This window comes from Nostoc sp., assembly GCF_036919815.1.
GTDB lineage: Bacteria > Cyanobacteriota > Cyanobacteriia > Cyanobacteriales > Nostocaceae > Nostoc.
The window spans coordinates 1-26250 of sequence record NZ_JBALCE010000127.1 but is presented as its reverse complement, the minus strand read 5'-3'; the positions used below and the strand labels follow the sequence as shown (position 1 = coordinate 26250).

Below are 26250 nucleotides of genomic sequence, written 5' to 3'. Positions count from 1 at the left end.
TTCTCTAAATACAAAAAAACCAGGAGTTTTCCCCTGGCATGATCAAGAATTATTACACAGTTGACCTAGGTTAAGAAACTGCTTCAGCTTCTGCCTCAACATCTTCAGCGCTAATTTGCGGTGGTAAAACGCTGACAACAAGCCGCTCCGGTTCAATTAGAGGTGTTACACCTTCAGGAAAGACTATATCACCAATACTCAAGCTGTCTCCCATTTGCAGGTTAGTGACATCGATTTCAATTACATCAGGGATGTTTTCTGGCGCACAACTCACTTGCAATTCAGTGATTACGGTGTCTAACACACCACCATCTTGTTTAACACCAATAGCAGTTCCCACAAAACGGAACCGAACTTCTACAGTGGTGTCACCGTGGCCTGCAACCGCGAAAAAGCTGAGGTGGTAAGGGGTACCTTTTGCTGGATGGATTTGAAGTTCCCGCAGCAGGGCTTTGCCACGCCAAGGTATATCAGTCACGTTTAAATCAATCAAGGTGTTGTTCACTGAAGCCCTTTTGAGCAAGCGCTCAACAGTTTTGGCCTCAATGGTCAAAGAAATTGACTCTGTACCTTTATGACCATACAAATTGGCAGGTATGAGTCCTGAACGACGCAAAGCTCTGGGCTTGCTGCCTTCTGGACGTTTTAGAGATTCGACTGTAATAGCCATAGAAGTTGTCCTTTGTCATTAGTCATTAGTCATTTGTCATTTGTCATTAGTCATTTGTCATTAGCAAAGGACTAATAACCAATTTACGCACTAAGCAGGGTAGCAGGTGTACCGTCGGGGTGCAATAAAGCGCGTTTGGGGCCGTGAATTGGGTCTTCGACAATTATGGTTTGATCGCGGCTTGCTCCAAGTGAGACGATCGCGATCGGGACTTCCATCAATTCGGCTAAGAATTTTAGATAGTCCAGTGCTTGCGGTGGCAAGTCTTCTAGGGTGCGGCATTCAGTTGTTGACACTTGCCACCCTGGTAAGCTTTTGTAGATGGGGCGACATCTGGCAAATTTACGGGAACTGGTGGGGAAGTATTCGCTGCGATCGCCATCTATGTCATAAGCCACACAAACTTGGATTGACTCTAATTCATCGAGAACATCCAGTTTGGTCAGCGCCATACAATCCATACCGTTAATTCGCACGGCATAGCGACCGATCACGGCATCAAACCAGCCGCAACGCCGTTTGCGTCCGGTGGTTGTGCCAAATTCGGCACCGCGATCGCACAATAGTTCTCCCAACTCTCCATGCAATTCCGTGGGAAATGGTCCCTCTCCCACCCGCGTTGTATAGGCTTTCGACACCCCAATTACCCGGTCAATCATTGTCGGACCTACCCCTGTACCAACACAAGCTCCACCCGCCACCGGGTTAGAGGAGGTGACATAGGGATAAGTTCCGTGATCTAGGTCAAGGAGCGTACCTTGTGCGCCTTCAAACAAAATATTGCGCCGTCGCACAATCGCATCGGATATTTTGAATGATGTATCAACAACGTAAGGTCGCAAGCGTTCTGCATACCCCAAATACTGTTCAATTACCTCTTTTGGATCTAGAGGCGGCAAGTTGTAAAGCTTTTCTAAAATGACGTTTTTATAATTAATCGTCCACTCCAACTGCTCACGTAGCCCATCCGGGTCCATTAAGTCTAAAACCCGAATCCCTATACGTTCAGATTTGTCCGCATAAGTCGGCCCAATGCCCCGACCTGTTGTGCCGATCTTATGGGTTCCCCGTCGTTCTTCGGATGCCTGGTCAATCAACCGATGATAAGGCATCGTTACGTGGGCTGTCTCAGATATCAGCAGGTGGTCAGTGGAAATATTTAATTCTTTTAGTTGGTCGAGTTCTGCGATCAAAATCTGTGGATCAATGACTGTTCCACAGCCGATTATGCAATCGGTATTTGGATACAAAATACCCGAAGGGATCAAGTGCAGCTTAAAGGTCTGACCTTTGACTACAATCGTGTGTCCAGCATTCACACCCCCTTGGTAACGTACCACAACGTCTGCCGAACGGCTGAGTAAGTCAGTTATTTTACCTTTTCCTTCATCGCCCCATTGGGCACCTATGACAATGACGTTAGCCAAGAGCTTATATTAAGAAGTAAAGTTTCCACAAACTATAATTATCAACATATTGTTGGAATCATGTCAAGCTAATTGTCGAATAATCTCGCTATTTTGAATTTGGTAGGGTAGCACAGCTAGCTGGTGAAATCACGAACTTGTCAGGTATGTGCTGAATTTACATTTCGTTACATACTTGGAAATTTTCTCGCCCACTTACTTATAACCTTGAACGATCTGCGAAAAATCACAAGGGAAGCGCCTCGGATATTAAATGTCACCTTGATATTGTGAGTGCGGCTGATAAATCTAGACAACTGATGATCGAAGCCCTACTTCGCGCTGATAAATTTGTAGATAAATGGGAGGATGAATTGTCATGATATTGAATCTAAATTTTAGCATCAACTTATGAGTACTAGCGGGGCTTAAACTCACGTTTATTGATGTTGAAAACGATGAGTATAGTGTGCAAAAGTTAACAGACGCGATCGCAGTCTCTGACTTCTATTTATCTTTCTAGAAAGATAAATAGATATTTACAAATGCTTGAAATTAGCACTTATCAGCCTTAAATAAGAGATGCTTATCCTAATCATCAAAAAATTATCAGTTTGTCACTACAATCGGATAATTTTTTTGGGATAATTGTATAGAAATAATTTTACTTTCGGGGATTTCGCAATCATGAACCCTAACCTTAAAGATATATCCCTAAATTCGTCCCGCCGTCAAATTCTCAAAACTGCTCTCACCTTTGTGACTGGCTTAACCACGACATCACTGCTATCTTTTTTGATAACCAAATCCACAAAGCCAGCACAAGCAATTGTTGTGCAACGACCAAATGAGTTTGAACTTAAGGGCGAAGGTACTTACATCAAGTATTCAATTCTCAATGGAGTTTCACAGCTTGATTACAGAAGTCAAAACATTTCACAGCATTTCAGTGGTGGTCAAATTAAGACATTGGCTACTGATATCGGTACACTTGTGACGGTAATTATTAGCAAACCACCAAACCCTGAGTTGGGAGGAAATATAGTCAAACTGAGCTTCCTTTTACCAATTATCAACCTATTTATCGGGACTAGAGATACTACTGTCCAAACCGAAGCGATTTTAACTACTGAAAAAACATCAGGATTTATCCGTACTCCTCTGTTTGGACAATTACAGTCATATCAGACTATAGTACTCAGAGGAACCGCTAGATACCGCTAAATAGAGCAGCTATATTACACCCATTTTTTTGTAACCAAATATTTCAAACCACTTAGTACCTGTCTAAATAACTAAAAAAATCAATGTGAGGTGACAATGAAAGTTTTGAACTTCTATAAAATTAGCTTGGCTTCAATGTTGTTAGCTACACCTTTATGTGTTTTCTCCCTGAAAACACCTGCACAAACTCCAATTATTCAAGAGCCAGGAGTTATTATTAATAGCGGTTCTACGAATACTTGCCAGTATAGAATTCGCGTATTGCCATCAGGAAAGGCAACTTACACTGTTTGCAACAGGAAAGGTGTAGGTGAAATTAAAGTGAACACAGCTATGAAATTTTTTAATGACATTTCAGCAGCTCAACCACTGTCAAAATTACCATATAAGCCATGTGTGAAATCTGTTTCATTCGGTACATCAACTGAAGTCAGCTATCAAGGAAAAAAATCTCCAGATATTAGCTGTTCAACTAATGATTATAGAGTGACAAACCTGTATAGTGACACTAATAGCATTCAAAATGAATTGAAGTTTTCAACTTTCAGAACCAGGGGCGGTAATCCTTCCTTGTAGCTGGTATTCACTAATCCATCCAATCTTGTGGGGTGGGCATCTTTGCCCACCCGTGGCCCACTCCACAAGAAATTGTTGAGTATTTTTTTATTTGTCAGTCCTTAAGTGCAGGCTTGATTAAAGACATTTTTAGCAGCATTAATGATGATAATTATCAACGCTCTGGCTCACAGGCTGTATCGTTAATTTCCAAACTGCATTGGCTACACTATTGGTAAAAATGAATTTATATTAAAAATTAGCGGATTTATTTGTGACTATTATGTATAAATCATTATCACCAAAAATTTAAATATTTACAACTCTAACAGATTGTATTTTATTACCTATGTTCTCAAAACCCTTAAAATATTCTCAGTATTTGTTTTTAATCTTTAATCTTAACTGATGTGCGGCAGAAAAGGCGATCGCATGCTCAAAAAATGGTATCAAGTCCCAAAGCTGAAAGCAATATTCATTCTAGCATTCGCACTTGTATTTACTAATGCTGTAGTCTTATATAGTAACACTGCTAACCTGATTCATAACCAGGAATGGGTGAGATACTCCTATGAAGTTATTACCCAGCTTGAAAGTATCCAATCTCCACTCAAAGATACTGAAACTGCACAACGTAATTACCTAATTAGAGCAGATGCAGATGATTTACAAACCTATCTTGCAGCCGATCAACAAACTAATAGCAATATTCAGATTCTCAGCAAATTAACTGCTGATAACCATCAAAAGCAGCAGCCGAAAATTACCAACAGGTTCAACATTCTGCAACAAGAAATTTACCGCAGATATCCGCAGCAAATCTTATCTGATAAAGACAAGCAAATTCGCAAAGAGAGCCAACAGCTAATTCACGACTCTTTAAAGGTGGAGCAAAATTTATTACAGGACAGAATGCATGAGTCACAAGCAAGTTCCCAAAAGGCGATAGTTACATTTTTTATCGCTGCTATTGTCGATTTGGTGCTAGTGGTTCTGCTGTATGATTTGTTGCGGCGTTATATCAGGCAACTTCAGCAGGCGGAACTGGCTCTAAGCCAAAGCGAAAATCGTTTACGAGCGATGATAGATGCAGAACCAAAATGCATCAAGTTAATTGCCAAGGATGGCACCCTTTTAGAAATTAATGCCTATGGGCTGGCAATGATGGAAGTGGAAAGTGCTGATGTCTTAATTGGTAAACCAATTGATGCCGTAATTGTACCAGAGTATAGAGCAGCCTTTGCAGACTTGCATAAAAGTATCTGCCAAGGTAACAAGGGGACTTTGAAGTTTGAAATCGTTGGATTTAAGGGCACCCACCGTTACATGGAAACTCATGCCGTACCACTGCGTAACGAATCTGATGGGACGTTCATGCATTTGGCATTGATGCGAGATATAACCCAGCAAAAACAAGTGGAAGCTCAACTTCTGCGATCGCAACGTTTGGAAAGTATCGGCACTCTCGCTTCTGGTATTGCCCATGACCTCAACAATATATTATCCCCAATTTTAATGTCAGTTCAACTGTTGCAAAAGAAATTGCCCGATCAGCAGAGTCAGCAAATACTGCAAACTTTAGAAAATAATGTTAAACGCGGCGCTAATTTGCTTAAGCAAGTTTTGTCCTTTGCACGGGGTATTGAAGGCAAACGGACAATTATTCAAATTCAGCCTTTAATAGAGGAAATTGAGCAAATTATCGCTCAAACATTCCCCAAATCCATCACCTGCCAGACAGATATCCCTAAAAATCTCTGGTACGTCCGTGGAGACATAACTCAACTGTATCAGGTGCTGATAAATTTACTAGTTAACGCCCGCGACTCCATGCCTAATGGCGGCATTTTAAGGATAGTAGCAGAAAATGTGGTGATTGGTGAACATTCTGCCCAGATAAATATTGATGCGAAAGTAGGTTCTTATATTGCGATCGTGGTGACGGATACTGGTATAGGGATGTCCTCAGAAGTCCAAGAACAGATTTTTAAACCATTTTTCACCACCAAAGAGGTAGGCAAAGGTACAGGTTTAGGACTTTCCACGACGCTGGGTATCATTAAAAATCACAGTGGTTTTGTCAATGTTTACAGTCAGTTAGGCAGAGGTACTCAATTTACAGTGTACTTGCCTGCCTCAACATCCAGAGACACACATTCGCTATCTCCAGAACTGGAATCAGTTACAGGAGATGGCTAATTGATTTTGGTGGTGAAAGTATCACAAACTCCAAAAATCCTATCAACCAAAACTTTCTACCCATGTTGGAAATTGGTTAATAGGAATAAAAAATATCAGTTAAGATGATACGCCGTTATCACTATTGTCTTGTCTGGACTATATACAGACTCGACTCTTGGGTATTCGTTATGAATCCACCATACTTTTATTCTATTAGACTGTGCAGGTGCGCTACCTGAGATTGAATACCCTGCCTGAGTCATTAAGGTTTCAAAAGTATTTGAGTCGAGAACCGTACAATTAAAAGCTGTTATCCCCTGTATTTGATGTCTGTTTAGGGTCATAGCTACCCTGGTAAGTCGTAAAAATTCTATATCCTGGTAATATTAAAGCAATTCCAGTGTAACTATGAATTTTACCGGGATATTTATAGGGAATATCATCTGGTACGCTCCCACCAATGCGAAAACTAAAACCAAGTAGCCATATATACAAACCAGGGAGTAGTAAATCCATGCTATATGCAATAGCTCTCATTGCCTCATTTTCTTTGAAAGAAGTAGAATTTCTGGCTATAGCGAATTTTTTGGAGATATTTTTCAGGTTTGTGGTTTCTAACATCGTCTTAATTTCAATCCGCAATAGGGATTTAATAAGTTTTAAGCGTTTCAATCCCTATTAGGGATAAGGTATTTTACAAAATTTTAGCACGTATACATGGTATGATCCCATTTCGCTCGGTTGGGCGTGTGTAGACGTTCCAAAATTCGATCAAGTTTTGCGGTACAATGTGCAACTGTTTGCCGCGATCGCGTAAGTTTAAAAGTGAGGAAAATCAAACTACTGGCTTTGATATTAATTAGTTTGGCAATGGTGTTGTGGTTTAATTTGCATTCCTCAAGACCGTCAATACTGAGTGTTGCATCTTCACCACCAAAAACTATCCGCTACTTCCAGCGCACTTTGCCCCAAAGCATAGCTCATATCCTATTGATTCCAGCTAATAGCAGATTTTTGGTAACTCCTGCACTATCGCAGAAGGTAGCCACTGTAGAGGAATTTGCCCAGAAACATAAAGCCGTAGCTATTTTGAACGCAGGCTTTTTTGACCCAGTTAACCAAAAATCTACATCATATATTCTTGTACAAGGGAAGTTGGTAGCTAACCCCAAGGAAAACGAACGGCTGGTAAACAATCCCAACTTAAAACCTTATCTGAGTCAAATATTCAATCGCACAGAATTCCGCCGCTACTTATGTGGGCAAACTATCAGCTATTCGATTGCTTTACATAGTGAGTCACCACCAGCAGGTTGTCAGTTAGTCGATGCTATAGGTGCAGGCCCACGCCTGTTACCAGAACTCACGTTAGTAAAAGAGGGCTTTGTGGATATTGCCAATAAACGAGATGCACTTGGCAGCAACCAACCCAATGCCAGAACTGCCGTAGGTATTACCCGTGATGGCAGCGTTATTTTAGTTATGGTGGCTCAAAAACCCTCGGCTTCGGCTAACTCTAGGGTATCCTTGCCAGCATTAGCTGATTTGATGAAAACTCTTGGCGCTGATAAAGCGATGAACCTGGATGGGGGAAGTTCGTCTTCGCTTTATTATAATGGCAAAACCTTTTACGGGAAGGTTGATTTGGAGGGAAATTCTATCAAGCGTCCCGTGAAGTCGGTTTTGCTGGTTCAGGAAAACTAGTATTGAACAGTATCATCGTAGCTATCGCCCTCTGCCGCCATTATCTAAACTGCACAAACTATATTATCGGGGCTACTCCTACCCACTGGTAGATTTTTGCGATCGCCAGATTGATGCGATCGCAATTGAGTCACAATGATAATAGGCAATCATTGAAGGTGCTGTCATGCCTCGTCTACCTCAAATTATTCGGAACTTGTTCCTTCGTTTTGAAGGCTTGTTTGGTGTTTTATTCCAAAGTGTTTCTAATTTTTTCGGAAATATATTTGGTTTTTTTGCCCAGCTGTTCGGATTTACTAGCTCTGGTTATTTCTTGGAATCTGATGAGGTGCAAGGTATAAAGCAAGCTTCTGCTAAACAGCCAATTGAAAAGGTTCAGGATAACATTGCTAAAATTCCCACCACTGACAATCGTCGTCCTAATGCCAAACTTGACGACTACTACCTGAATATGGCTCGTGATGTGAAAAAGAAGTAACAAAACCCATCAATTGCAGGATTATCTTACTAATGCATAGACGCAAAACTGCTTGTCCTTAAGAACGTGGATTAAATAAAATAGCAAAACTTCCTTCATCCTGCCTCTAGCTTCCCTCTCCTTTATAAGGAGAGGGATTGAGGGTGAGGTAAGCCAGCTACGCGCAGCGTCTCGTAGAGAGCTTCACCTCTAAAGGTCTTGGGGAAACCCTATGAGCGACTACCGTCGCAGAGTTTTTCCAAAGAGAATTCGCTATGAACTATAGAAATGCTATACTAATAAAAATTTTATTTGCTTTAAGTCTAGCTCTTGCATTTTTTGGTGGAGCATGAGCATATAATCAGTTTGTTCCAAAAGTGATATCGCCTGCACTGGTATAGTGTCAGGGCGCTTTTATGAAAAATCATCCAGCCACAATTAACGGATTTAAATCTGCTCCGGCGTAGCCCGCACTTCTGTACGAGACGCTGCGCGTAGCTTGCTTCCACCAAGTGGTACGACAAGCTACCTCTCTACGAGACGCTCCGCGTAGCTTGTCCTCCGCCAGGAGTACGGCTGCGCTCGGCACAAGTCTGTAACCACCGCAGGCATCACACCTTCTATAAAATTACATCCAGTTTGAGGCTGGACAAAAGCTAGATAGATTTTTGAGATGAATATTTAGTTGATTTTTAACTTACCAAATCAACCAAGGCGTTGCTTCGGAAGCGGACTACAGACGAAACTGAGCAACCGCGATAATTCTCCGATGTGAATACTGATAGTGTGATATTAGCTTGACCGGGTTCTAAAATGCGTTTTACCTTGCAGGTTTGCATTTTGTTGTTGCAGTAAGCAATAATCCGATCGCCAGCCTTGACATCCAACGCTTGAATTTTCAATTAATACCAACCTTGCCAGGAGTTTGCTTAGTTAAAAGAAAAATATATTGCTATATTTTACTTGCTCAACAATATGAATGTTTTATTCAGTGTAGCACGAAAATTAAGGCTCTTAATATTATCAATTTAATCTTAATGATGTCAAGTTGATTTATGCTCAAAACAGTATCTAAACCGCGTCTATCTTGAAACCTGTAGTTCTTCGGTGATCAAAAGGATTTGCCCTCATCCCCCAACCCCGAATCCCAGATTTGGGATTCGGGGAGCCAGAATTTCAAAGTCCCTCTCCCATATCTGGCATATCTGGGAGAGGGATTTAGGGTAAGGGCAAAAACTACGCTTATAAACTTAAATGAGGTTTAAATGCTGGATTTTCCGAAAATCAGGCTAAAATCCCGACCTTCGCACCACATCTAGGTTGGAGCCTCTGTTGTAAAATCCAGATGGTGGGAAACCTCTGCTCCAACTTCAGTTCCCCTGAATGTTTTTGAGTAGAGATTTTTTATTCCGATGTTTTTGTTACAATTATTCATATTTTTACCTAAAAATACCACTATGGCTTTATATGCTGAATTACATAGACACCTGGGCGGCTCAGTCGTACCGCGAGTTTTATGGCGATATTTTGAGCGACATTCTTCGGAGTTGATTTGCCGCTTTGCTGACTATTCAGAATTTGAAGATTTTTATACCCGCCCACGCAACACCCTAGATGAGTATCTAGAATTACACACTCTGGTAGAAAGTGTACAAACTGTGGAGACTTTGCCTTACTTTATCTATCGCTTGGTGCGGGGTGCTTACATCTTTGAAAATTTGGCTTATCTGGAACTGCGCTATACTCCCTATTTACGGACACCTGAGCATCTGAATCAATCACAGAGAATTGACAAGATGGCAGAAATTGTGCAAGTAGTTGGACTTGCTAGCCACCAGCCAGAATATCCGATTGTTACTAGCCAAATTCTCTGTATGCACACGCGCCTACCATATCAGGTGAACAAGGCGATTGTTGATTTGGCGGCCCAAAATAAACAGTATATCTGTGCAGTAGATGTAGCAGGGGGTGATAGCTATTACGCTGATCGCTTAGAAGAATGGATTAGCTTATATGATTATGCGCGATCGCTGGGCGTTAAGACCACCGGACATCTATATGAAACCACCGCCGGTTGTTACCCAGAATTGTTGCCCTATTTGATGCGGATTGGTCATGGCATTCAAATTCCCCTACTATATCCAGAGTTACTTAATGATGTGGCTAAACGCGGACAATGTTTAGAGGTTTGTCCGACAACTTACCTAAAAACTGGTACTTTACAGGATATACGTCAACTCAAATTAGTTTTTGACCGTTGTTTTGATGCTGGGGTAGATATCGCTATCTGTACTGATAATGCTGGGTTGCACAATGTGCGTCTACCGTTTGAGTATGAAAATCTCTTGACTTACGACATTATTAACTTTGAACAACTACAAGCTTGTCAAGATGCAGCTTTCCGTCATGCTTTTGCTTGGCCTTACACTCAACGTCCCGCATCCCTGTTAAACGGTTTGCTGAAACCTGAACCACCTAAACTTTTGGCAATAAGCGATAGTAATTAGCGACCAGCTAGAGGTAAGCAGAAAGTAAGCTGATTTAATGTTAATTAATGTTGCGATCACTGATTTTTGGTGATGGCGTAGAGAAAGCTTTAAAACATCTCCAGAAATTAAATGTGCGTTATCCAGAACCCTTGTAGAGATGTAACACTGCTACCTCTCTACATTCTTTTTCACGCGTATGTCTATTTTTTGTTGATTCGGATTTTTGCTAGAAGTCTAATGTACAGTACAAAAAAACCAGCAATTAGGGATTGACACTCTCTAAGACTTACGCAAAACTACACGTAGGGGCAATACCCTGCGGTCAGCTAAAGCTACATGAATTGCCCCTACGTGAAAATAAGGGTTTCGGCTATTGTTTGCCTAAGTCCTATTATGCAAGAAGTTTAATGTTAATACTCATAAGTTTTTCACGCTGATAATATTACAAGCAATTTATCAAAAATCGTGTTTTAAGGGAGTTTTCTTGACAATTAATCAAAATTTCTGATAAATTCGCCTCCTCATCTCCCCCAGATCACTTGTTCCCAGAAGCTATAAACTATAATTTATGGCATCTACTATTCAAGCTCTACCAACAGAAGTCGTATATCTCATTACAGCTGGTGAGGTAATCGACTCTTTAGCTTCTGTGGTGCGGGAATTAATAGAAAATTCCCTAGACGCAGGTGCAACGCGAATTGTGGTTTCTCTATGGCCGCAGCAATGGCGAATTCGTGTGGCAGATAATGGTTGTGGAATGAACTTAGATGACTTGCAACAAGCAGCCACAGCCCACAGCACCAGTAAAATTCGCTCTAGTGATGATTTATGGAAAATTAACAGTTTAGGGTTTCGTGGTGAGGCGTTGCACAGTTTGACGACTCTGGCAGATTTGGAGATTTTGAGTCGTCCTCTGGGTGGGAAATTAGGATGGCGGATTAGTTATGGCGATGGTGGGGAAGTTGTGGAAGTTGAAGTAACTGCGATCGCACCTGGTACAGTAGTTACAGTTTCTCATCTTTTCGGTAATTATTCATCTCGTCGTCAAGGATTACCCACAACAGCACAGCAAATGAAAGCCGTGCAAGCCACAATTCACCAAATTGCCCTATGTCATCCGCACATCACCTGGCAGATTTGGCAAAATGACCGTCAATGGTTTACCATCTCTCCTGCTGCCACAACTGGCCAGCTACTACCGCAGATTTTACCGCAAGTGCGACCAGGTGACTTGCAAGAAGTAAAACTCGAAATACCTAACCCTGCAAACTCCTGTACAGACGCGATTAATCGCGTCTCTCCTAACTCCTCACTAAATTTAGTGGTAGGATTACCCGATCGCACTCATCGTCATCGTCCAGATTGGGTACGTGTAGCCATCAATGGACGGATGGTTAAGACACCGGAACTAGAGCAAACGATATTATCAGCATTTCATAGAACATTACCACGCGATCGCTATCCAATTTGTTTCTTACATCTCGCCATTTCCCCGGAGCAAATTAACTGGAATCGCAATCCTGCAAAAACAGAAATTTACCTGAACGAAATCATTTATTGGCAAGAGCAAATTACCCAAGCAATTAACCAAGCACTCAGCATTTCTTCTCCTAATCTTAAAGAAGCTGTCCACACAACACGAATTAGTAAATTACTCAAAGCCGCAGAAGCCAAAGGCGGCTACAATTTAAATCCTCAAAATCCCAACCCTTGTACAGACGCGATTAATCGCGTCTGTACTCCTAACTCCTTGAAGGCTGTCGCTCAAGTTAGCAACACCTATATTGTGGCGGAACATTCAGGTGGTATGTGGTTAGTGGAACAGCACATTGCCCATGAGCGAGTTTTATATGAGCAATTGTGTGATAATTGGCAACTTGTCCCTGTCGAACCGCCAATAATTCTTTATCAATTGTCGCCAGTGCAAGTATCGCAAGTACAACGTATCGGTTTAGAAATAGAACCCTTTGGCGAACAACTTTGGGCAGTTCGTAACATCCCCGCACCTTTGCAACAGCGAGATGATTGTGCAGAAGCAATTTTAGAACTTAGTTTGGGGGGCGACTTACAAACAGCCCAAGTAGCCGTTGCTTGTCGCAGTGCCATTCGTAACGGTACACCCATGAATCAACAAGAAATGCAGACACTTTTAGATAATTGGCAACGCACTCGCAACCCGCGTACTTGTCCACACGGACGCCCAATTTATCTATCTTTAGAAGAATCAGCTTTAGCCCGGTTTTTCCGGCGTAATTGGGTAATTGGTAAAAGTCATGGAATTTGATATTTTGGGTGAGACATCTTTAGATAATTGATATTCTTTTAAAGAATATGTGAAATAATTTGATTATTTTACGCCAATACAACAAAAACTCCACTAACTTTGAGTAAGTGGAGTAATTAATGTTAAACTATCAGTAATGAATCATCACTAAAATTGCTATTTGCACTGTAAAAACGAAATTAGTCTACAGCTTTCTTAATTTCATCTTTAATGTTTTCTACAGTGTGACTAACTTGGGCTTCAGCTTGCTTTGCTTGTCCTTCGGCTTTATCCTGTGGATTACCGGTTATTTCACCCACAACCTCTTGAATTTTTCCTTCAATATTTTTTGCAGTAGCTTCTATTCTTTTTTCAGCACTCATGGTTTTTATTTCCAGCTTGTACTTGATTCATGTATTACAAAAACTAACAATAATATATTGTTTTTTGCTTCTATCAACCGATAGAATAATTTCGTAAGTTATATTAACCTAAGATAGATGCCGGATGCGATAATAACCACTAGCAAAATTACAACTGATGATAGCGATCGCATTGATATTTACTAGAGATATAAGTGAAAATCACATAAGCAATCTAGTTTAAACTTTAACCTTGGCTTTTGACCAGAAACCGTTTTCATCTTCATCATATTGCTGATGAATAGTTTCCCAAGCAGCTTGTTCAGCCGAAAATTCGTCACTTCTCTCATTGAAGACAGTGTTATAACTGTCAATAAAGGTACTCTGAGCCTCATCAGAAAGATGAGCGCGAACTTCAGGAGACAAGTCCTCTGGACTGTTGCACTGTCCTGAACAAGAACGAGCTAGAGTTTTCTCAATTGTGTGAATTTCCTCGCCACCAGCACCTTCGAGCAGTAATTCAAATTCGCCAGCGCGATCGCTCGGAACTTCTGCCATCAAGAAGAACTCGCCAGCTTGTAAACGGGTTTGGTAGATAGCCGCTTTATCTTCTGGCATCCCCAAAGTAGTTAGAACCGATACTAGACCGACACCTGCACTACCTGCGATCGCTCCACTAGCAGCCCCCAACAGCACTGCACCAATCGGACCTGCTGCCACAATTGAGCCGACAAAGGGAATAACCAGTAAGCCTACACCCGTGAGCAAGCTGAGAAAGGAACCAAACAAGGAACCAAAAACTGCCCCTGTTCTCAAACCTCCCAGAATCACATCCTTTTTACTAATAAAGCCAGCAATTCTAGTTTCCGACTGGAAGTTTCTGCCCATGACCGAAATATGATCTTTAGGCACACCCCTGTCTAGTAAACCTCGAATCACATCATCAATTTGCTTTTGTTCTTTAAATACAGCAGATATAGTACGTTCTGCTTTATAGACTTCTGGCATTTAATATAGTCTTGGTATTATCTTGTTTTTGCAATTAATATGGCGAATAGGTAGATGCAGCCAAATTAATCCTTACACACCAGTTCAAGGAGGAATCAATCCTCCCTTAACTGGTTACACAGTCTAGCCATCCTCAACTCAGACGTTATTAGCTACACACCTACAGGAGTCTTAGCTTCTGCTGCTGGCTTTCTACCATCTGGGTCTAGTGCTTCTCCTTCAATAAATGAACGCAGCATCCAAGCTATCTCTTCATGCTGTTCCAGGAGTCCAGTTAAAAAGTCAGCAGTTCCCTGATCGTGGAACTTTTCACCAGACTGATCCACATGGTCTCTTAAATTACGAATAACCTGTTCGTGGTCATTTACTAAATTAGCTACCATCCCTGTTGCTGTGGGTACATTACCAGCATGTTCTTTCAGGGTAGCAAGCTTGAGGAATCCCTCCATTGTGCCAATTGGGAAACCGCCCAAAGCACGAACCCGCTCTGCCAAAGCATCAATATTTAGAGTCAGCTTTTGGTAGTGTTCTTCCCAAAGCTGGTGCAAAGAGCGGAACTGAGGACCAACGACATCCCAGTGGTACTTTTTGGTTTTCACTAATAGTAAATAGGCATCTGCCAAATCTTGATTCAACAGATTAATTACACCTTCACGCTGTTCTTCTGTCAAACCAATGTTTATCGCACGCATTGTTTTCCATCCCTAAGCAAACTTATTCACTAGTTTCTCAAATTTACGGCATAATCCACATCAACCAAAGGGAATATTGTAAGTTGAAATTATTGCCACCTTAATAATTATGCCTATGTCTTAATAGGTAGTATTAAGCGAATAATTTAGTTATTAGCGAAGTTTACTGATTATATTCAGCTACTAGAATAAAAATGTTAATTAAATATAATATTTAATTAGGACATCTGTAATTAAAACTATCTAAACCCAGTTTAACCAAAGATGCTCAGAGGGAACATACTTTTATGATTAATTGCAGTTCTCAGCTTCACGTTACTAATTACTAATGGGTCACTGCTTTTACACAATCACCCATTACTACCGAAAAGTTCCTAAGGTATTAACTCTGTTAGTTACCTGTAACTTTGCCCAAAAAATTCTTTACATTTTCTTCCACTGAGGTTGAACCCTGTGAATTTTCAGGACGCTTCTGCTTGTCAATATCAGCAGCTCCTTGAACCTCATTGAGTCCTTCGTTAGACTCCTTTTGAACCTTTCTCAATCCAGCTGGTGGTTCTTTAGCAGCTTCGTCAGTTTTGCGCTGAATGTCAAGCAGTTGTGTAGTACCTTCGGTCGTGTCACTTTGGTAGCTATCGATTGCAAAAGCAGGAAAAGTATTAGATAACAATATTAAGGCACAAGTGAAAGCCACAACTAGAAAACGTACTGGACGGAAGATAGATAAAACCGAAGCAATAATCTTCATTTGTAATCCTCGATAACAGCTTTAACAACACAGAACTTGTACTTAAAGAGCGAGAGCTTATACCTTATTTAGCAAATTTGAGCAATAATAAAACTAGCAAGCTCCGCTTCAATCTTAAAGTTCTTTAAAAACGAACCTTACGAAGAAATTCTCTGAGGATTTATGCATAGAATTGGTAAGGGATAATAAGCAAATACTACCTTAATTCCTTAGCAAAAACATTACATTCCTTCTTGATATTTTTCGCTTACAGGTTCGCTGTTTCTACTTTTACTTTGAAAATGCTAACGCCTGCATCAATCTCTAGAATGAAATTTTCTGCATCTCTAGTCACAATAAAATCAGTCTCTAGATATATCGACTTAATCTAGTTTTGGCAGGTTAACGGCTCGATTCTTTATGTTCAGTTAGCTCGATTTTATTCAATCAAAGGACTTTCAGGACTATGCACCTTAAAGGATATTTGTAAAGGATCAACTTATATAAAGATCCGCCCTGTTTAAGGGGGGAAATACATCTTTCCTTTAAACTTGATAAGTCTGCCTTATTACTTCTTCTATTGAACTTACGCGATGAAACATTTCTATGAGTTCATGGGATCTTGTTTTTCGCTTTGCCAGCAGCACTTTTAACGGCGTTAAATAATCAATATCTGGATCATCTCCCAAGGTAACTTCGGCTGCTTGTAAGACTTTTGTAGCATTGTCAAAAATCTCCTCGTTGTCAAACCCTTCTTTTGCAGAAAGTTGATGTAATCCTGCATCGGGTACAGTTGCTCTACCCAGCAAGGTTTCATCTAACACCAGACCTTTCAACAACGCCAGTAATGCTGCATAGGTAGAAAAATCATCACAACTATCACAAGCCTTAAATTCAATGCGTCCAACTTCAGCCGGAATGCGGGCAATTTTTGTTAAAGAAGGTATGCTATTAATCAGTTGTTCCTGTTTCTGAACAAAAACTAAAACTGCTGGTCTTTTTCCGGTTCTGATAAACGTTCGTACCGATAGCCCATCCCATAAACCTCCGTTATAAAAAGGGGAACTATAACTAAAAGGGACGATATAGGGACTGTAATAAGTTAATTTTCTGCCAATATCAATCATATCTTCAGTAGACATATCTGCCAGTGAAATATTTAAATCTGGGCCGTATGTCACCATATGAATATGAGCAGTTTGTTCGTCAGGATCAGCCTGTAACTGTCTGATTTCATAATCGTTTAATGGGGGTTGAGGCTCAAAAACCGGATTGTAGGGATTAAAACTGACCAAAACTGGTGATAAATCAAAGTTAGCAGCAACTTCACTTAGCAAGTGAAAACTTTCTGATAATTCAGTAATAGCGCCTTGAATATCAGAATGTATAGTTGTTCTAATTTCAATACATTTAACATGACAGTCTATCACTTTATCGGAATCAGCAAATCTTTCAAATCCCTCAATGTACCATCTCTTCATCTTAATACCAGCGTCCCCAACGCGCAGTTGAGGATAGTCACTGGGGTATGTAGGTAGCCTTTCAATAATTTGATTGAAATCAGCAAATTTTGTGCAGGAGAAATCAGCAAATTTTCCTTCTTTGTTTAGGAAAGCGACTTCATGTTCAATGCCAAAGAAAAACATTATCTATACCTTAATTTTAATAATTTGCAGTCAAGCTAATCTAAACGATGCCAATAAATACGCAAGCAGCAGCATATATAAGTAAGATTTTTTAGTAGTAGTTAATTTTGGGTAATCAGCATCAAATGCTGTTTTAAATGTCTGCTAATTAGTGATCTAGTTAGACAGGTCTGCTTCCTAAACTTTTAGGGTTGTTATTCACAAAGGAATTAGTGACGATTTTTTGATGACAACGATGATAACTTTAGTATAATTCATAAATTTAAGTAGAAAAATTTTCCAGATGATTCTTAAATGGATCTTACCTCAAGACCGACTGTTGCGATTTGAAAACTTCTCTGGTTTATGTCTCTATGGGGCGATCCTACGCACTTTCTTGATTTTTCTGGGCTGCCCCCACTATCTTCATAGTCACTAGGTACGGTAGCTTAGTATTGACTGAGGAAAGCTTGAGACGTGAGTTTTATGACAAGTACCGTTCAATCCCCCTACAGCAGCGAACAGATTGCCGCTTGGTTGCGTGGACTGCTGACTATTGCTTGGGCAGATGGTAATTTTGATGTCGAAGAACAGAAATTAATTGCCAGCATCACTAAAGATGAATTAGCTTTTGGGATTAAATGGGACTCACTAGAGGTAATTACGCCAGAAGAATTAGCCGCAGTGTTGGCTAAAGGTACGCCAGCAGCAGAAAATTTTTTGAGGACAGCAGTGATGGTAGCGATCGCAGATGGTACTTATTCTGCCAGCGAAGATCAGATTCTGCAACAGTTCTGCCAAGCCTTGGAACAGCCAGAGAATTTACTGGAAGCCTTGCGCCACACCCTAGAACACCCACAGCAAATTAACTTAACAATCCCCAGCCCTAGACTTACAAAGCGTCAAATTGCTGCACTATGTCCCCTACGTGACTGGCTGGATGGGCTAAATATCCAAGACCCCAGAGTAGCCCGCTTTTTGTGTAAAATGATTCCTTCCCAGTGTCCCTTTGAGCGGGATATCACGCTATTTGGACACAAGATTGTCCACATCCCGCCGATGTGTAAAATTAACCCGTTATATGAGCAACTGGTAGGTTTACGTTTCCGCGCCCTCTGCTATCTGGCAGATAACTGCGGTGAAGATGTTTCAGCATATATTTAGTTAAAGTGATATACTGAGAAGTTATAATTTTTAACTCCTAATTCCTAACTCCTCACTTCTCACTATTATTAAGTATGCAATTTATCGACCAAGCAGAAATTGAAGTTGAAGCTGGTAAAGGCGGCGATGGTATTGTCGCCTTCCGGCGGGAGAAGTACGTGCCGACTGGTGGACCCTCTGGTGGTAACGGGGGACGAGGCGGTTCGGTAATTTTCGTTGCCGATGAAAATCTGCAAACCTTGTTGGACTTTAGATACAACCATCGCTTTCAGGCAGAAAAAGGCACTCGTGGCGGGCCAAGTAACTGCACTGGAGCCGGAGGAAAGGATTTGATCATCGAAGTTCCCTGCGGTACGACCATTTATGATGCTGGAACTAGCGAATTGTTGGGGGATTTAATTGAGCCAAAGCAGACTTTGCGGATTGCCCAAGGTGGTAAAGGGGGACTGGGAAATCAGCATTTCTTGAGTAACCGTAACCGCGCCCCAGAATACGCCCTCCCAGGATTACCAGGAGAAATAAAGCAGCTGCGCCTGGAGTTAAAACTTTTGGCAGAAGTAGGGATTATTGGCTTACCAAATGCTGGTAAATCCACTCTAATTTCATCTTTATCAGCTGCACGTCCCAAAATCGCTGATTACCCTTTCACTACCCTGATCCCAAATTTAGGTGTAGTGCGAAAACCTACTGGTGATGGTACTGTTTTCGCCGACATTCCCGGATTAATTGAGGGAGCAGCCCACGGAGCAGGGCTGGGACATGATTTCTTGCGCCATATCGAGCGCACGCGAGTCTTACTTCACTTGATTGATGCCACTAGTGATGATGTAGTTAGAGATTACAACATAATTAAGCAAGAATTACAAGCTTATGGACAGGGTTTAGCAGAACGTCCGCAAATTTTGGCGTTGAACAAAATTGATGCAGTTGATCGGGAAAATGTGGATTTGGAGGCGTTAGCTACCCAACTTAATCATCTCTCCTACGCCCCGGTTTTTGTGATTTCAGCCGTTACCCGCACCGGCTTAGAGCCGATGTTACAAGAAATTTGGGGAATTCTCGACCAAATGAAGGTTGCCCAAGAAGTAGAGGTATTGAGATAATAGACTTCTTGCATAAATCAAAAATTAAGAACCCCACCCCGCATTTGAGTAAAGCAAACGCTCCCCTCCCGAAGAGCGGCTATCGATTACCCGGATCTTTCTTAACATTTGCGAAAGTATGGACTCACATTTTTATAACCCTTATTCGTTCGTTGTTCATTCTCAATAAAAACGCAGTTTTAGCGAGAAGATTAAAAGCGAATTTGTCAAGTATGCCTAACTCCTCAGTGTCTAAGAAGGTTATAGAACAAGGGTTTCAAGATTGTAAAGAAAAATGTGGCTAAGGCATAGCCTATAAGGGAAGGGGAGCAAGAATTAAAGCCTCTCTCCGCTTGCCTAACGGCAGGCTGACGCCAACGGGGAGAGCTTTGGAGAGGGGTTTTAAGAATAAGTTGCACATCGCTCCCAATTGGTAGGGTGCGTTAACGCAGTGTAATGCACCAATTTAGGAGTCGAACCGCAGAGGGCACAGAGGAAGAGAGGAGGAAATCAATATAGGGTGTTATTAATTAAATAATTGGATTATATTTGATAATTTAAAATCTACGGCAGTATATTTTACATCTTTAATAGGCTTGGTCTGTCATAATCTTTGTTAAGACGTGATGTTATTTGGAAAGTCACGTCTTTTTACGGAATATTTAGTTTTAATTTATTCAATCTTCATGTTTTAGCTGTGAGTATTACGGGTGTTAGTTAGTAATAATTAAGGCTAGTTTGGACATACTTTAAATTTATGAAAGTTTGATAAAGTATGTCCAAACTTCTGGTTAGTCAATATCACACAGAAGTAGAAAGAATTATCGATAAAGATGTCGAAATTTTAGATCCGGCTACAGGAACTGGGACGTTTATTACTGAATTATAGCAGTCGCCAAAGCCGTTAGGACAGTTCGCGGGAAACGCGCCTTCAAGAGCGTACTTTGTGATTTTATTGCTGTCCTAAGCTTCCTGTCCGTTGCTATAATTGATTATTTACCTAAAAATAGTCTGGAATATAAGTATAAGCACGAGATTCATTGTAATGAAGTGGCAATTTTGCATTATTACATAGCTAACTTGAATATTGAATACACCTATAGCGTTTCCTAGTCTACTGAGGTACATCATAGCCCCCTCATCGCTTGCGGGGAGGGGGTTGGGGGTGGGGTTCTTGTACCTCAGTCAACTGAGAACCGCTATATAAGCAAGTAACTGGATTAATTTATCAGATAATGACTTTGATTGCCTTATTCCTCTGATCAGTAAAGATGTAAAAGCTGGACAAGGAGAGCAAGCAATATTTAAATTATTTTCTTCAGGTATTAAAACTCAACGTGACGAGTGGGTGTATGACTTCTCTAAGAGGGAATTAGAGAACCGGATGAAGTTTTTTGTAGATGTGTATGAGCATAAACGGAGAACTGAGTAGGTTCAGAGTTAAATACAAAGAAAAGAAACCTAAAGACCCGACAATTGCTGAAAAATTCAATACATATCGTTTTGCAGATTACAAAGAACAGGTAATAGATTTACTACAAAGAGTCTGCACAGTTAGTATAGAGACGATGCAGATTATTCAACAGATTCAAGTGTAATCGATTCGCTATTTTTCGGGAACAGCCTAATCAATGTGCGTAAGTTTACAAGGCGGCACGAGAGGAATGGGCAGTTGAACAGGGGATTAGTTTAACAGAGATTGGCGCTAAACGTGGTGCAGCACCCAAGGTTACTCCAGTCAAGACCAGCTAGCTAGCTTAGATGCTCATTTACAAATGTTGAGCAAAGCTGGATTTAAGACAGTTGCAGTACCTTGGAAATATTACGGTGTAGCGGTGTTTGGTGGCTGGCTATGAAAATTTTAGATTTTGGATGCCTGGATTTAGGATTTATCTGTTTCTAATGGGTATTTATAGCATTAAGAGGTTGATTTATAGGACTTATGCACAAGAGATCCCCCAACCCCCTTAAAAAGTTGGCTCTTTGAGTTTCCCCCCTTTTTAAGGGGAGCCAGTGCGGGAACAGGGGTCTCCCCAAGTGGAGCAAGTGGCGTGGGTTAGGGGGGATCGAGGTTTCAAGTTTTTAGTGCGTAAGTCCTGATTTATTCAAGCCGCACACTCCTAACTTCTAGACATAAGTTAGGCGCTCCATATTGAAAGTGAATTTGTGTTAAAATTTAAGCCATATTCAAAGGATTAAAAAACTTGTCCTGCATCCAAAAAGCATTAGACCTATCCGAAAATACAGAGTAGAAAATTTTTTTCAGAAAACAAACCAGGACACGCGATTTGGATTAGTTTTTCGGTTCCTTTGTTTGCCATCACTTAGTTTCAAAAGGAGAATATCTTGGATGGCTCGAAATAAAAAGAAATCAGCCGGGTTTAAGTATGAGCATCCACTTTACTCTAGATGCCCAATTTGTTGTATTGTCCCGCCCCACATGCTGGAAAATGTCGTTGTAAATGGCAACCCCCAGCAGCGTACTTGGGCTTTTCATACATTAAATGTTTCGGCACAGTTTCGTGGACGGAGAGATGTTGTAGGTAATATTTCCTTTGCACCTTCTCCGGGTGAAAAGCGCCGCACTATTTACGATGCCAAAAATGGCCAGCAACTCCCTGGCACATTGATGCGTGCTGAAGGAGATCCCGCCAGCAGTGATGCTGCAGTGAATGAAGCCTACGATGCAGCTGGTGCTACTTATGACTTGTTTCATGAAATATTCGATCGCAATTCGATTGATGACAAAGGACTGCGTTTAGATTCCACCGTGCATTATGGCGTCAAATATGATAATGCCTTTTGGAACGGCGACCAAATGGTTTATGGTGATGGTGACGGAGAACTATTTCAATGTTTCACAAAATCAATTGATGTGATTGGGCATGAGCTAACTCATGGTGTAACCCAGCATGAAGCGGGTTTACAGTATTATGGCGAACCTGGGGCACTAAATGAATCGTTTTCTGATGTCTTCGGTTCTTTGGTGAAACAAAAGTCCAAAAATCAGACTGCACAAGAGGCAGACTGGCTGATTGGTGAAGGTCTTTTAGTACCCACTGTTAAAGGTGTTGCCCTCCGCTCGATGAAAGCACCGGGAACAGCATACGATGATCCAGTATTGGGTAAAGATCCCCAACCCGCGCATATAAAAGATAAATATACTGGTGTTGATGATAACGGTGGGGTGCATATCAACTCAGGAATCCCTAACTATGCCTTTTATCTAGCGGCTGTTGAGATTGGTGGTTATGCTTGGGAGAAAGCTGGGAAAATCTGGTATATAGCTTTACGCGATCGCTTACGTGCGAAAGCAGATTTTAAAAAAGCTGCCAGTGTCACCATTCAAATTGCTGGCGAACTCTACGGTAATGACAGTAATGAACAGAAAGCTGTGCAGAACGCTTGGCAAAAGGTTGGAGTTATTTAGAGACGCGATTAATCGTGTACAGGAGTTAGGAGTTTTTTCTTAACTTATAACTTTTTAGATGTATTGTTTGTTATTGCTAAACTGGGAGGTGAGAATTATCATCTCCCAGTCTTTGTATTTATCCCAACTAAATAACACAACGGAGAGCAAAAAAATGCGGGTATCATTTGAACGCACGGGCGGCTTTGCTGGGATTAGCAAGAAAACAACCGTTGATACAGCCTCTCTGCCGCCAAATGAAGCCAACACCCTTCTCCGACTAGTGGAAACTGCTGATTTATTTAGGCTACCTGAACAAATTACTTCGGCGAATCAACAGAGCGATCGCTTTCAGTATAAGTTAACAGTAGAAGATAACGGTAGGCAGCATACGGTGACTGTCAGCGAGGCAGCATTGCCAGTCACCTTAAGACCCCTGATTGAATGGCTACAGAATATAGCACAAAAAAGGTAATTGGCTGAATAAGTTAAATAAAGACTGACATAAATTATAAATTGATCATGGTGCTATGAATAAACCAATCAAACGAGCATTTTTAGATACTGAAGATGGGCAGATTCTTTACCGTATTGGTGGCGAGGGAAAACCTCTTGTTTTACTTCATCAAAACTTTAGAATTAATTTATAAGCCTGCTTCCGCACCTGGTAATATCAAAAACGCTCAAAGCTATACTTAAAAAAATAATTTATTTGAGTAGTCAGGGAAACCTAAGATTTGGAAATGAGCGCAACAACGTACAGAAAGTTAATAGCAAAGCAACTAAATCCAGATTTTAAATTTGCTGTTGAAGTTGTGGAGATTCGTATTTCACAACCTGCTGGCAGTCAACTTTTAATTCAAAACAAATTTGCTAGCGTTAACGGTGGCTTTGATACTTTACTTTGTCGTGGAGATGTTCCCTATGTTAACTCAATTCCTCCTTTTGATTTAGGTGTGGAAGCTGTAGGAAAAGTTGTCGCTATCGGTGAAAATGTCAAGGATTTTCAAATAGGTGATGCTGTCATAACTACAGCGCGTGGTGGCGGTTATCGAGAATATCAGGTTATCGATGCAAACTTAGCGCTGAAGGTGCCAGAAGCAACGCCAGAGTTGCTAACACTAATACCTACAGCTATATCAGCTTTGGTGGCATTGGAACAAGTGGGAGAGATCGGAAAAGTAACGAAGTGGTTTTAGTGACAGCAGCAGCAGGGGGAACTGGTCATATTGCGGTGCAATTGGCAAAGTTAGCTGGTAATCATGTCATTGGTACTTGTAGTTCTGAGGCGAAGGCAAAGTTACTGAGACAATTAGGGTGCGATCGCATTATCAACTATCGCACAGAAAATCTCAATCAAATCCTCAAGCAAGAATACCCTAATGGAATTAATCTCATTTTCGAGTGTGTAGGTAAAGCCGTATTTGATACCTGCGTTGAAAACTTGGCAGTGCGGGGACGCTTAGTAGTGGTTAGTTTTATCTCCGAATACGCAAATAATGTCGACCAAATTACAGAACGACGTATCTATCAGCAGCTATTTTGGAAATTTGCTTCTGTGAGAGGCTTTCTCATGCCTCATTATAAAGAACATATACCACGGGCACGCGATCGCCTTTTAAACCTGTTCTACACAGACAAACTTAAAGTTGCTGTTGACTCAACACAGTTTCAAGGCATAGAATCAATACCTGATGCTGTAGAATATCTCCTCAGTGGTCAGAATTGTGGGAAAGTGGTGGTGAGGTTTTAAGTAATACGATATTAGTTGATATCCAGTCGGGGGTGAGAATGACACAAGATTCAGAAAATACTTTAAAAGTTGCTCAACAAGCATTTGATCATTTTACCAAAAAAATGGGTAAAAGCCCCGTCCTTCGAGGACGGCTTTATATTATATTTCCTCAAAATATTTTCATAATCTTATGATGTCCATGTTATTATAAGATAAGTCAAATAAGAGATATTGATGCTAGTTTTCGAGTTCAAAACCTACGGCAAAGCATTGCAGTTCCAAGCAATTGATCAAGCGATCGGAACGACTCAGTTCATTCGGAATAAAGCGATCAGATTGTGGATGGATGGGCAAGCTTCGTCTTGGATTGAACTATCACGGCATTGTGCATTATTAGCGAAAGAGTTTCCTTTTGCGAATAAGTTAAATTCAATGGCTCGTCAAGCCGCAGCCGAACGAGCATGGACTGCTATCTCTCGATTTTATGACAACTGCAAGAAAAAGATATCGGGTAAAAAAGGCTTCCCACAATTCCAGAAAGATTGTCGTTCTGTTGAATATAAATCGTCAGGTTGGAAGCTTGCCGATGATCGTAAATCTATAACGTTTACTGACAAAAACGGTATTGGTAGATTAAAGCTAAAAGGTACTCGTAACCTGCATTTTTATCAAATCAACCAGATAAAACGGGTGAGATTGGTAAAACGTGCGGATGGTGTGTATGCCCAATTCTGCGTTGATGTACATCGCCAAGAATTCATACAGCCAACTCATCAGACAGTTGGGTTAGATGTCGGGCTGGACAGCTTTTATACTGATTCATTTGGTTTGAAGATTGAAAATCCTCGGTTTTATCGAACTCTTGTACGGAAAATGAAACGGTCACAAAAATTTGTTTCTCGCAAAGTTAAGGGTTCTAACAATAGGCGCAAAGCACGAAATATATTAGGTAGAGTTCACCTCAAAATAAGTAGGCAACGTAAAGACCATGCTGTGAAATTGGCAAGGTGCGTAATCACATCAAACGATGTAGTGGTTTACGTTAGCGAAGCGGGGCGCTTTTAGCGCACAGATTTGAGGATTAAGAATATGGTGAAAAATCATTGTTTGGCAAAATCAATCAATGATGCTGGATGGTATCAATTTAGAGTTTGGTTAGAGTATTTTGGGAAAGTATTTAAGAGGATTACTATTGCGGTAAATCCCTCGTATACAAGTCAGGAATGTTCTAACTGTGGCTCCATTGTGAAAAAGTCACTATCTACTCGTACAGACGTTTGTCAGTGCGGCTGCAAGCTAGATAGAGATCATAACGCCAGCATAAATGTTCTTAACTCCGGATTGGGTACTGTAGGGCATACAGGAACCTTTGCGGCTTTCGCAAGCAACGCTTTGGGAGAAACGGTGCGAATCGTTGGCTAGAAACCAATCCTTTAAGGATTAGGGGGATTAGCCGCAGGGTATTGAACCTTGACAACTGAATGACCATGTAGGTGA

22 protein-coding genes and 4 pseudogenes are annotated in these 26250 nt (G+C 40.9%); 17 read left to right on the top strand and 9 right to left on the bottom strand.

Annotated elements, in window-relative coordinates; genetic code table 11:
* Positions 1-70: 70 nt before the first annotated feature.
* Both V7K15_RS28875 and V7K15_RS28870 read right to left on the bottom strand, forming a co-directional pair.
* Positions 71-670, bottom strand: coding sequence for a 50S ribosomal protein L25/general stress protein Ctc (locus tag V7K15_RS28875; protein ID WP_334911290.1), 600 nt, complete (start codon positions 668-670; stop codon positions 71-73).
* A gap of 83 nt (positions 671-753) precedes the next feature.
* Positions 754-2097 carry an adenylosuccinate synthase gene (locus V7K15_RS28870; RefSeq protein ID WP_334911288.1) on the bottom strand — a complete coding sequence of 448 codons (1344 nt, stop codon included), beginning with the start codon at positions 2095-2097 and terminating at the stop codon, positions 754-756.
* Positions 2098-2763: 666 nt separating this feature from the next.
* On the opposite strand from V7K15_RS28870, the gene V7K15_RS28865 reads away from it, so the two are divergent.
* The 3 genes from V7K15_RS28865 to V7K15_RS28855 all read left to right on the top strand — a co-directional run bounded on the left by V7K15_RS28865 (position 2764) and on the right by V7K15_RS28855 (position 6054).
* The gene (locus V7K15_RS28865) at positions 2764-3300 is read left to right on the top strand and encodes a hypothetical protein (RefSeq protein WP_334911286.1); all 537 of its coding nucleotides are present in this window, start codon (positions 2764-2766) and stop codon (positions 3298-3300) included.
* 96 nt (positions 3301-3396) lie between these two features.
* Positions 3397-3876, top strand: coding sequence for a hypothetical protein (locus V7K15_RS28860; RefSeq protein WP_334911284.1), 480 nt, complete (start codon positions 3397-3399; stop codon positions 3874-3876).
* Between the two features lie 411 nt (positions 3877-4287).
* Positions 4288-6054 (top strand): ATP-binding protein, encoded by a 1767-nt coding sequence (locus V7K15_RS28855; RefSeq protein ID WP_334911282.1) that lies wholly within the window; start codon positions 4288-4290, stop codon positions 6052-6054.
* A 282-nt stretch (positions 6055-6336) separates the two neighbouring features.
* Here V7K15_RS28855 and V7K15_RS28850 read toward each other — a convergent pair whose 3' ends face one another.
* Positions 6337-6657 carry a hypothetical protein gene (locus V7K15_RS28850; RefSeq protein WP_334911280.1) on the bottom strand — a complete coding sequence of 107 codons (321 nt, stop codon included), beginning with the start codon at positions 6655-6657 and terminating at the stop codon, positions 6337-6339.
* A gap of 204 nt (positions 6658-6861) precedes the next feature.
* Here V7K15_RS28850 and V7K15_RS28845 point away from each other — a divergent pair, with 204 nt between their 5' ends.
* Together V7K15_RS28845 and V7K15_RS28840 are read left to right on the top strand one after the other, a co-directional pair.
* Complete coding sequence (locus V7K15_RS28845) at positions 6862-7740, top strand: phosphodiester glycosidase family protein (protein WP_334911278.1); 879 nt, start codon at positions 6862-6864, stop codon at positions 7738-7740.
* A 166-nt stretch (positions 7741-7906) separates the two neighbouring features.
* Positions 7907-8218 carry a threonine dehydratase gene (locus V7K15_RS28840; RefSeq protein ID WP_334911276.1) on the top strand — a complete coding sequence of 104 codons (312 nt, stop codon included), beginning with the start codon at positions 7907-7909 and terminating at the stop codon, positions 8216-8218.
* 671 nt (positions 8219-8889) lie between these two features.
* Here the strand turns inward: V7K15_RS28840 and V7K15_RS28835 are convergent.
* Positions 8890-9099 carry a hypothetical protein gene (locus tag V7K15_RS28835; RefSeq protein ID WP_292799555.1) on the bottom strand — a complete coding sequence of 70 codons (210 nt, stop codon included), beginning with the start codon at positions 9097-9099 and terminating at the stop codon, positions 8890-8892.
* A gap of 555 nt (positions 9100-9654) precedes the next feature.
* Between V7K15_RS28835 and V7K15_RS28830 the strand changes: the two genes are divergently transcribed.
* The gene (locus V7K15_RS28830; protein ID WP_334911274.1) at positions 9655-10704 is read left to right on the top strand and encodes an adenosine deaminase; all 1050 of its coding nucleotides are present in this window, start codon (positions 9655-9657) and stop codon (positions 10702-10704) included.
* A gap of 550 nt (positions 10705-11254) precedes the next feature.
* Positions 11255-12970, top strand: a complete 1716-nt coding sequence (gene mutL / locus V7K15_RS28825) for a DNA mismatch repair endonuclease MutL (RefSeq protein ID WP_334911272.1) — start codon at positions 11255-11257, stop codon at positions 12968-12970.
* A gap of 179 nt (positions 12971-13149) precedes the next feature.
* Here mutL and V7K15_RS28820 read toward each other — a convergent pair whose 3' ends face one another.
* The 5 genes from V7K15_RS28820 to V7K15_RS28800 form a co-directional block, all read right to left on the bottom strand.
* The gene (locus V7K15_RS28820; RefSeq protein WP_334911270.1) at positions 13150-13332 is read right to left on the bottom strand and encodes a CsbD family protein; all 183 of its coding nucleotides are present in this window, start codon (positions 13330-13332) and stop codon (positions 13150-13152) included.
* Positions 13333-13551: 219 nt separating this feature from the next.
* Positions 13552-14319, bottom strand: a complete 768-nt coding sequence (locus V7K15_RS28815; RefSeq protein ID WP_334911268.1) for a ChaB family protein — start codon at positions 14317-14319, stop codon at positions 13552-13554.
* A gap of 152 nt (positions 14320-14471) precedes the next feature.
* Entirely contained in the window at positions 14472-15011 is a 540-nt protein-coding gene (locus V7K15_RS28810; RefSeq protein ID WP_334911266.1) for a Dps family protein, read from the bottom strand.
* Positions 15012-15402: 391 nt separating this feature from the next.
* Complete coding sequence (locus V7K15_RS28805) at positions 15403-15759, bottom strand: hypothetical protein (protein ID WP_334911264.1); 357 nt, start codon at positions 15757-15759, stop codon at positions 15403-15405.
* 524 nt (positions 15760-16283) lie between these two features.
* Positions 16284-17384, bottom strand: coding sequence for a glutamate--cysteine ligase (locus tag V7K15_RS28800; RefSeq protein ID WP_334911262.1), 1101 nt, complete (start codon positions 17382-17384; stop codon positions 16284-16286).
* 465 nt (positions 17385-17849) lie between these two features.
* On the opposite strand from V7K15_RS28800, the gene V7K15_RS28795 reads away from it, so the two are divergent.
* The 10 genes and pseudogenes from V7K15_RS28795 to V7K15_RS28750 all read left to right on the top strand — a co-directional run bounded on the left by V7K15_RS28795 (position 17850) and on the right by V7K15_RS28750 (position 26175).
* A complete protein-coding gene (locus tag V7K15_RS28795) occupies positions 17850-18527 on the top strand; it encodes a Mo-dependent nitrogenase C-terminal domain-containing protein (protein ID WP_334911260.1) in 678 nt (225 codons plus the stop codon).
* A gap of 74 nt (positions 18528-18601) precedes the next feature.
* The gene (gene obgE / locus V7K15_RS28790) at positions 18602-19630 is read left to right on the top strand and encodes a GTPase ObgE (protein ID WP_334911258.1); all 1029 of its coding nucleotides are present in this window, start codon (positions 18602-18604) and stop codon (positions 19628-19630) included.
* Positions 19631-20957: 1327 nt separating this feature from the next.
* Positions 20958-21041 (top strand): hypothetical protein, encoded by an 84-nt coding sequence (locus V7K15_RS28785; RefSeq protein ID WP_334911339.1) that lies wholly within the window; start codon positions 20958-20960, stop codon positions 21039-21041.
* The gene (locus tag V7K15_RS28780; protein WP_334911256.1) at positions 21016-21207 is read left to right on the top strand and encodes a hypothetical protein; all 192 of its coding nucleotides are present in this window, start codon (positions 21016-21018) and stop codon (positions 21205-21207) included. Before V7K15_RS28785 ends, V7K15_RS28780 begins: the two co-directional genes overlap by 26 nt.
* 43 nt (positions 21208-21250) lie before the next feature.
* Positions 21251-21465: pseudogene (locus V7K15_RS28775) on the top strand (class I SAM-dependent methyltransferase); the annotation flags it as partial.
* A gap of 494 nt (positions 21466-21959) precedes the next feature.
* Positions 21960-23039 carry a M4 family metallopeptidase gene (locus tag V7K15_RS28770; RefSeq protein WP_334911254.1) on the top strand — a complete coding sequence of 360 codons (1080 nt, stop codon included), beginning with the start codon at positions 21960-21962 and terminating at the stop codon, positions 23037-23039.
* A 154-nt stretch (positions 23040-23193) separates the two neighbouring features.
* On the top strand, positions 23194-23493 hold the full coding sequence (locus tag V7K15_RS28765; RefSeq protein ID WP_334911252.1) for a protealysin inhibitor emfourin: 300 nt from the start codon (positions 23194-23196) through the stop codon (positions 23491-23493).
* A gap of 55 nt (positions 23494-23548) precedes the next feature.
* Positions 23549-23656: pseudogene (locus V7K15_RS28760) on the top strand (alpha/beta fold hydrolase); the annotation flags it as partial.
* Between the two features lie 105 nt (positions 23657-23761).
* Positions 23762-24771: pseudogene (locus V7K15_RS28755) on the top strand (zinc-binding dehydrogenase).
* A 216-nt stretch (positions 24772-24987) separates the two neighbouring features.
* Positions 24988-26175: pseudogene (locus V7K15_RS28750) on the top strand (RNA-guided endonuclease InsQ/TnpB family protein).
* Positions 26176-26250: the final 75 nt, after the last annotated feature.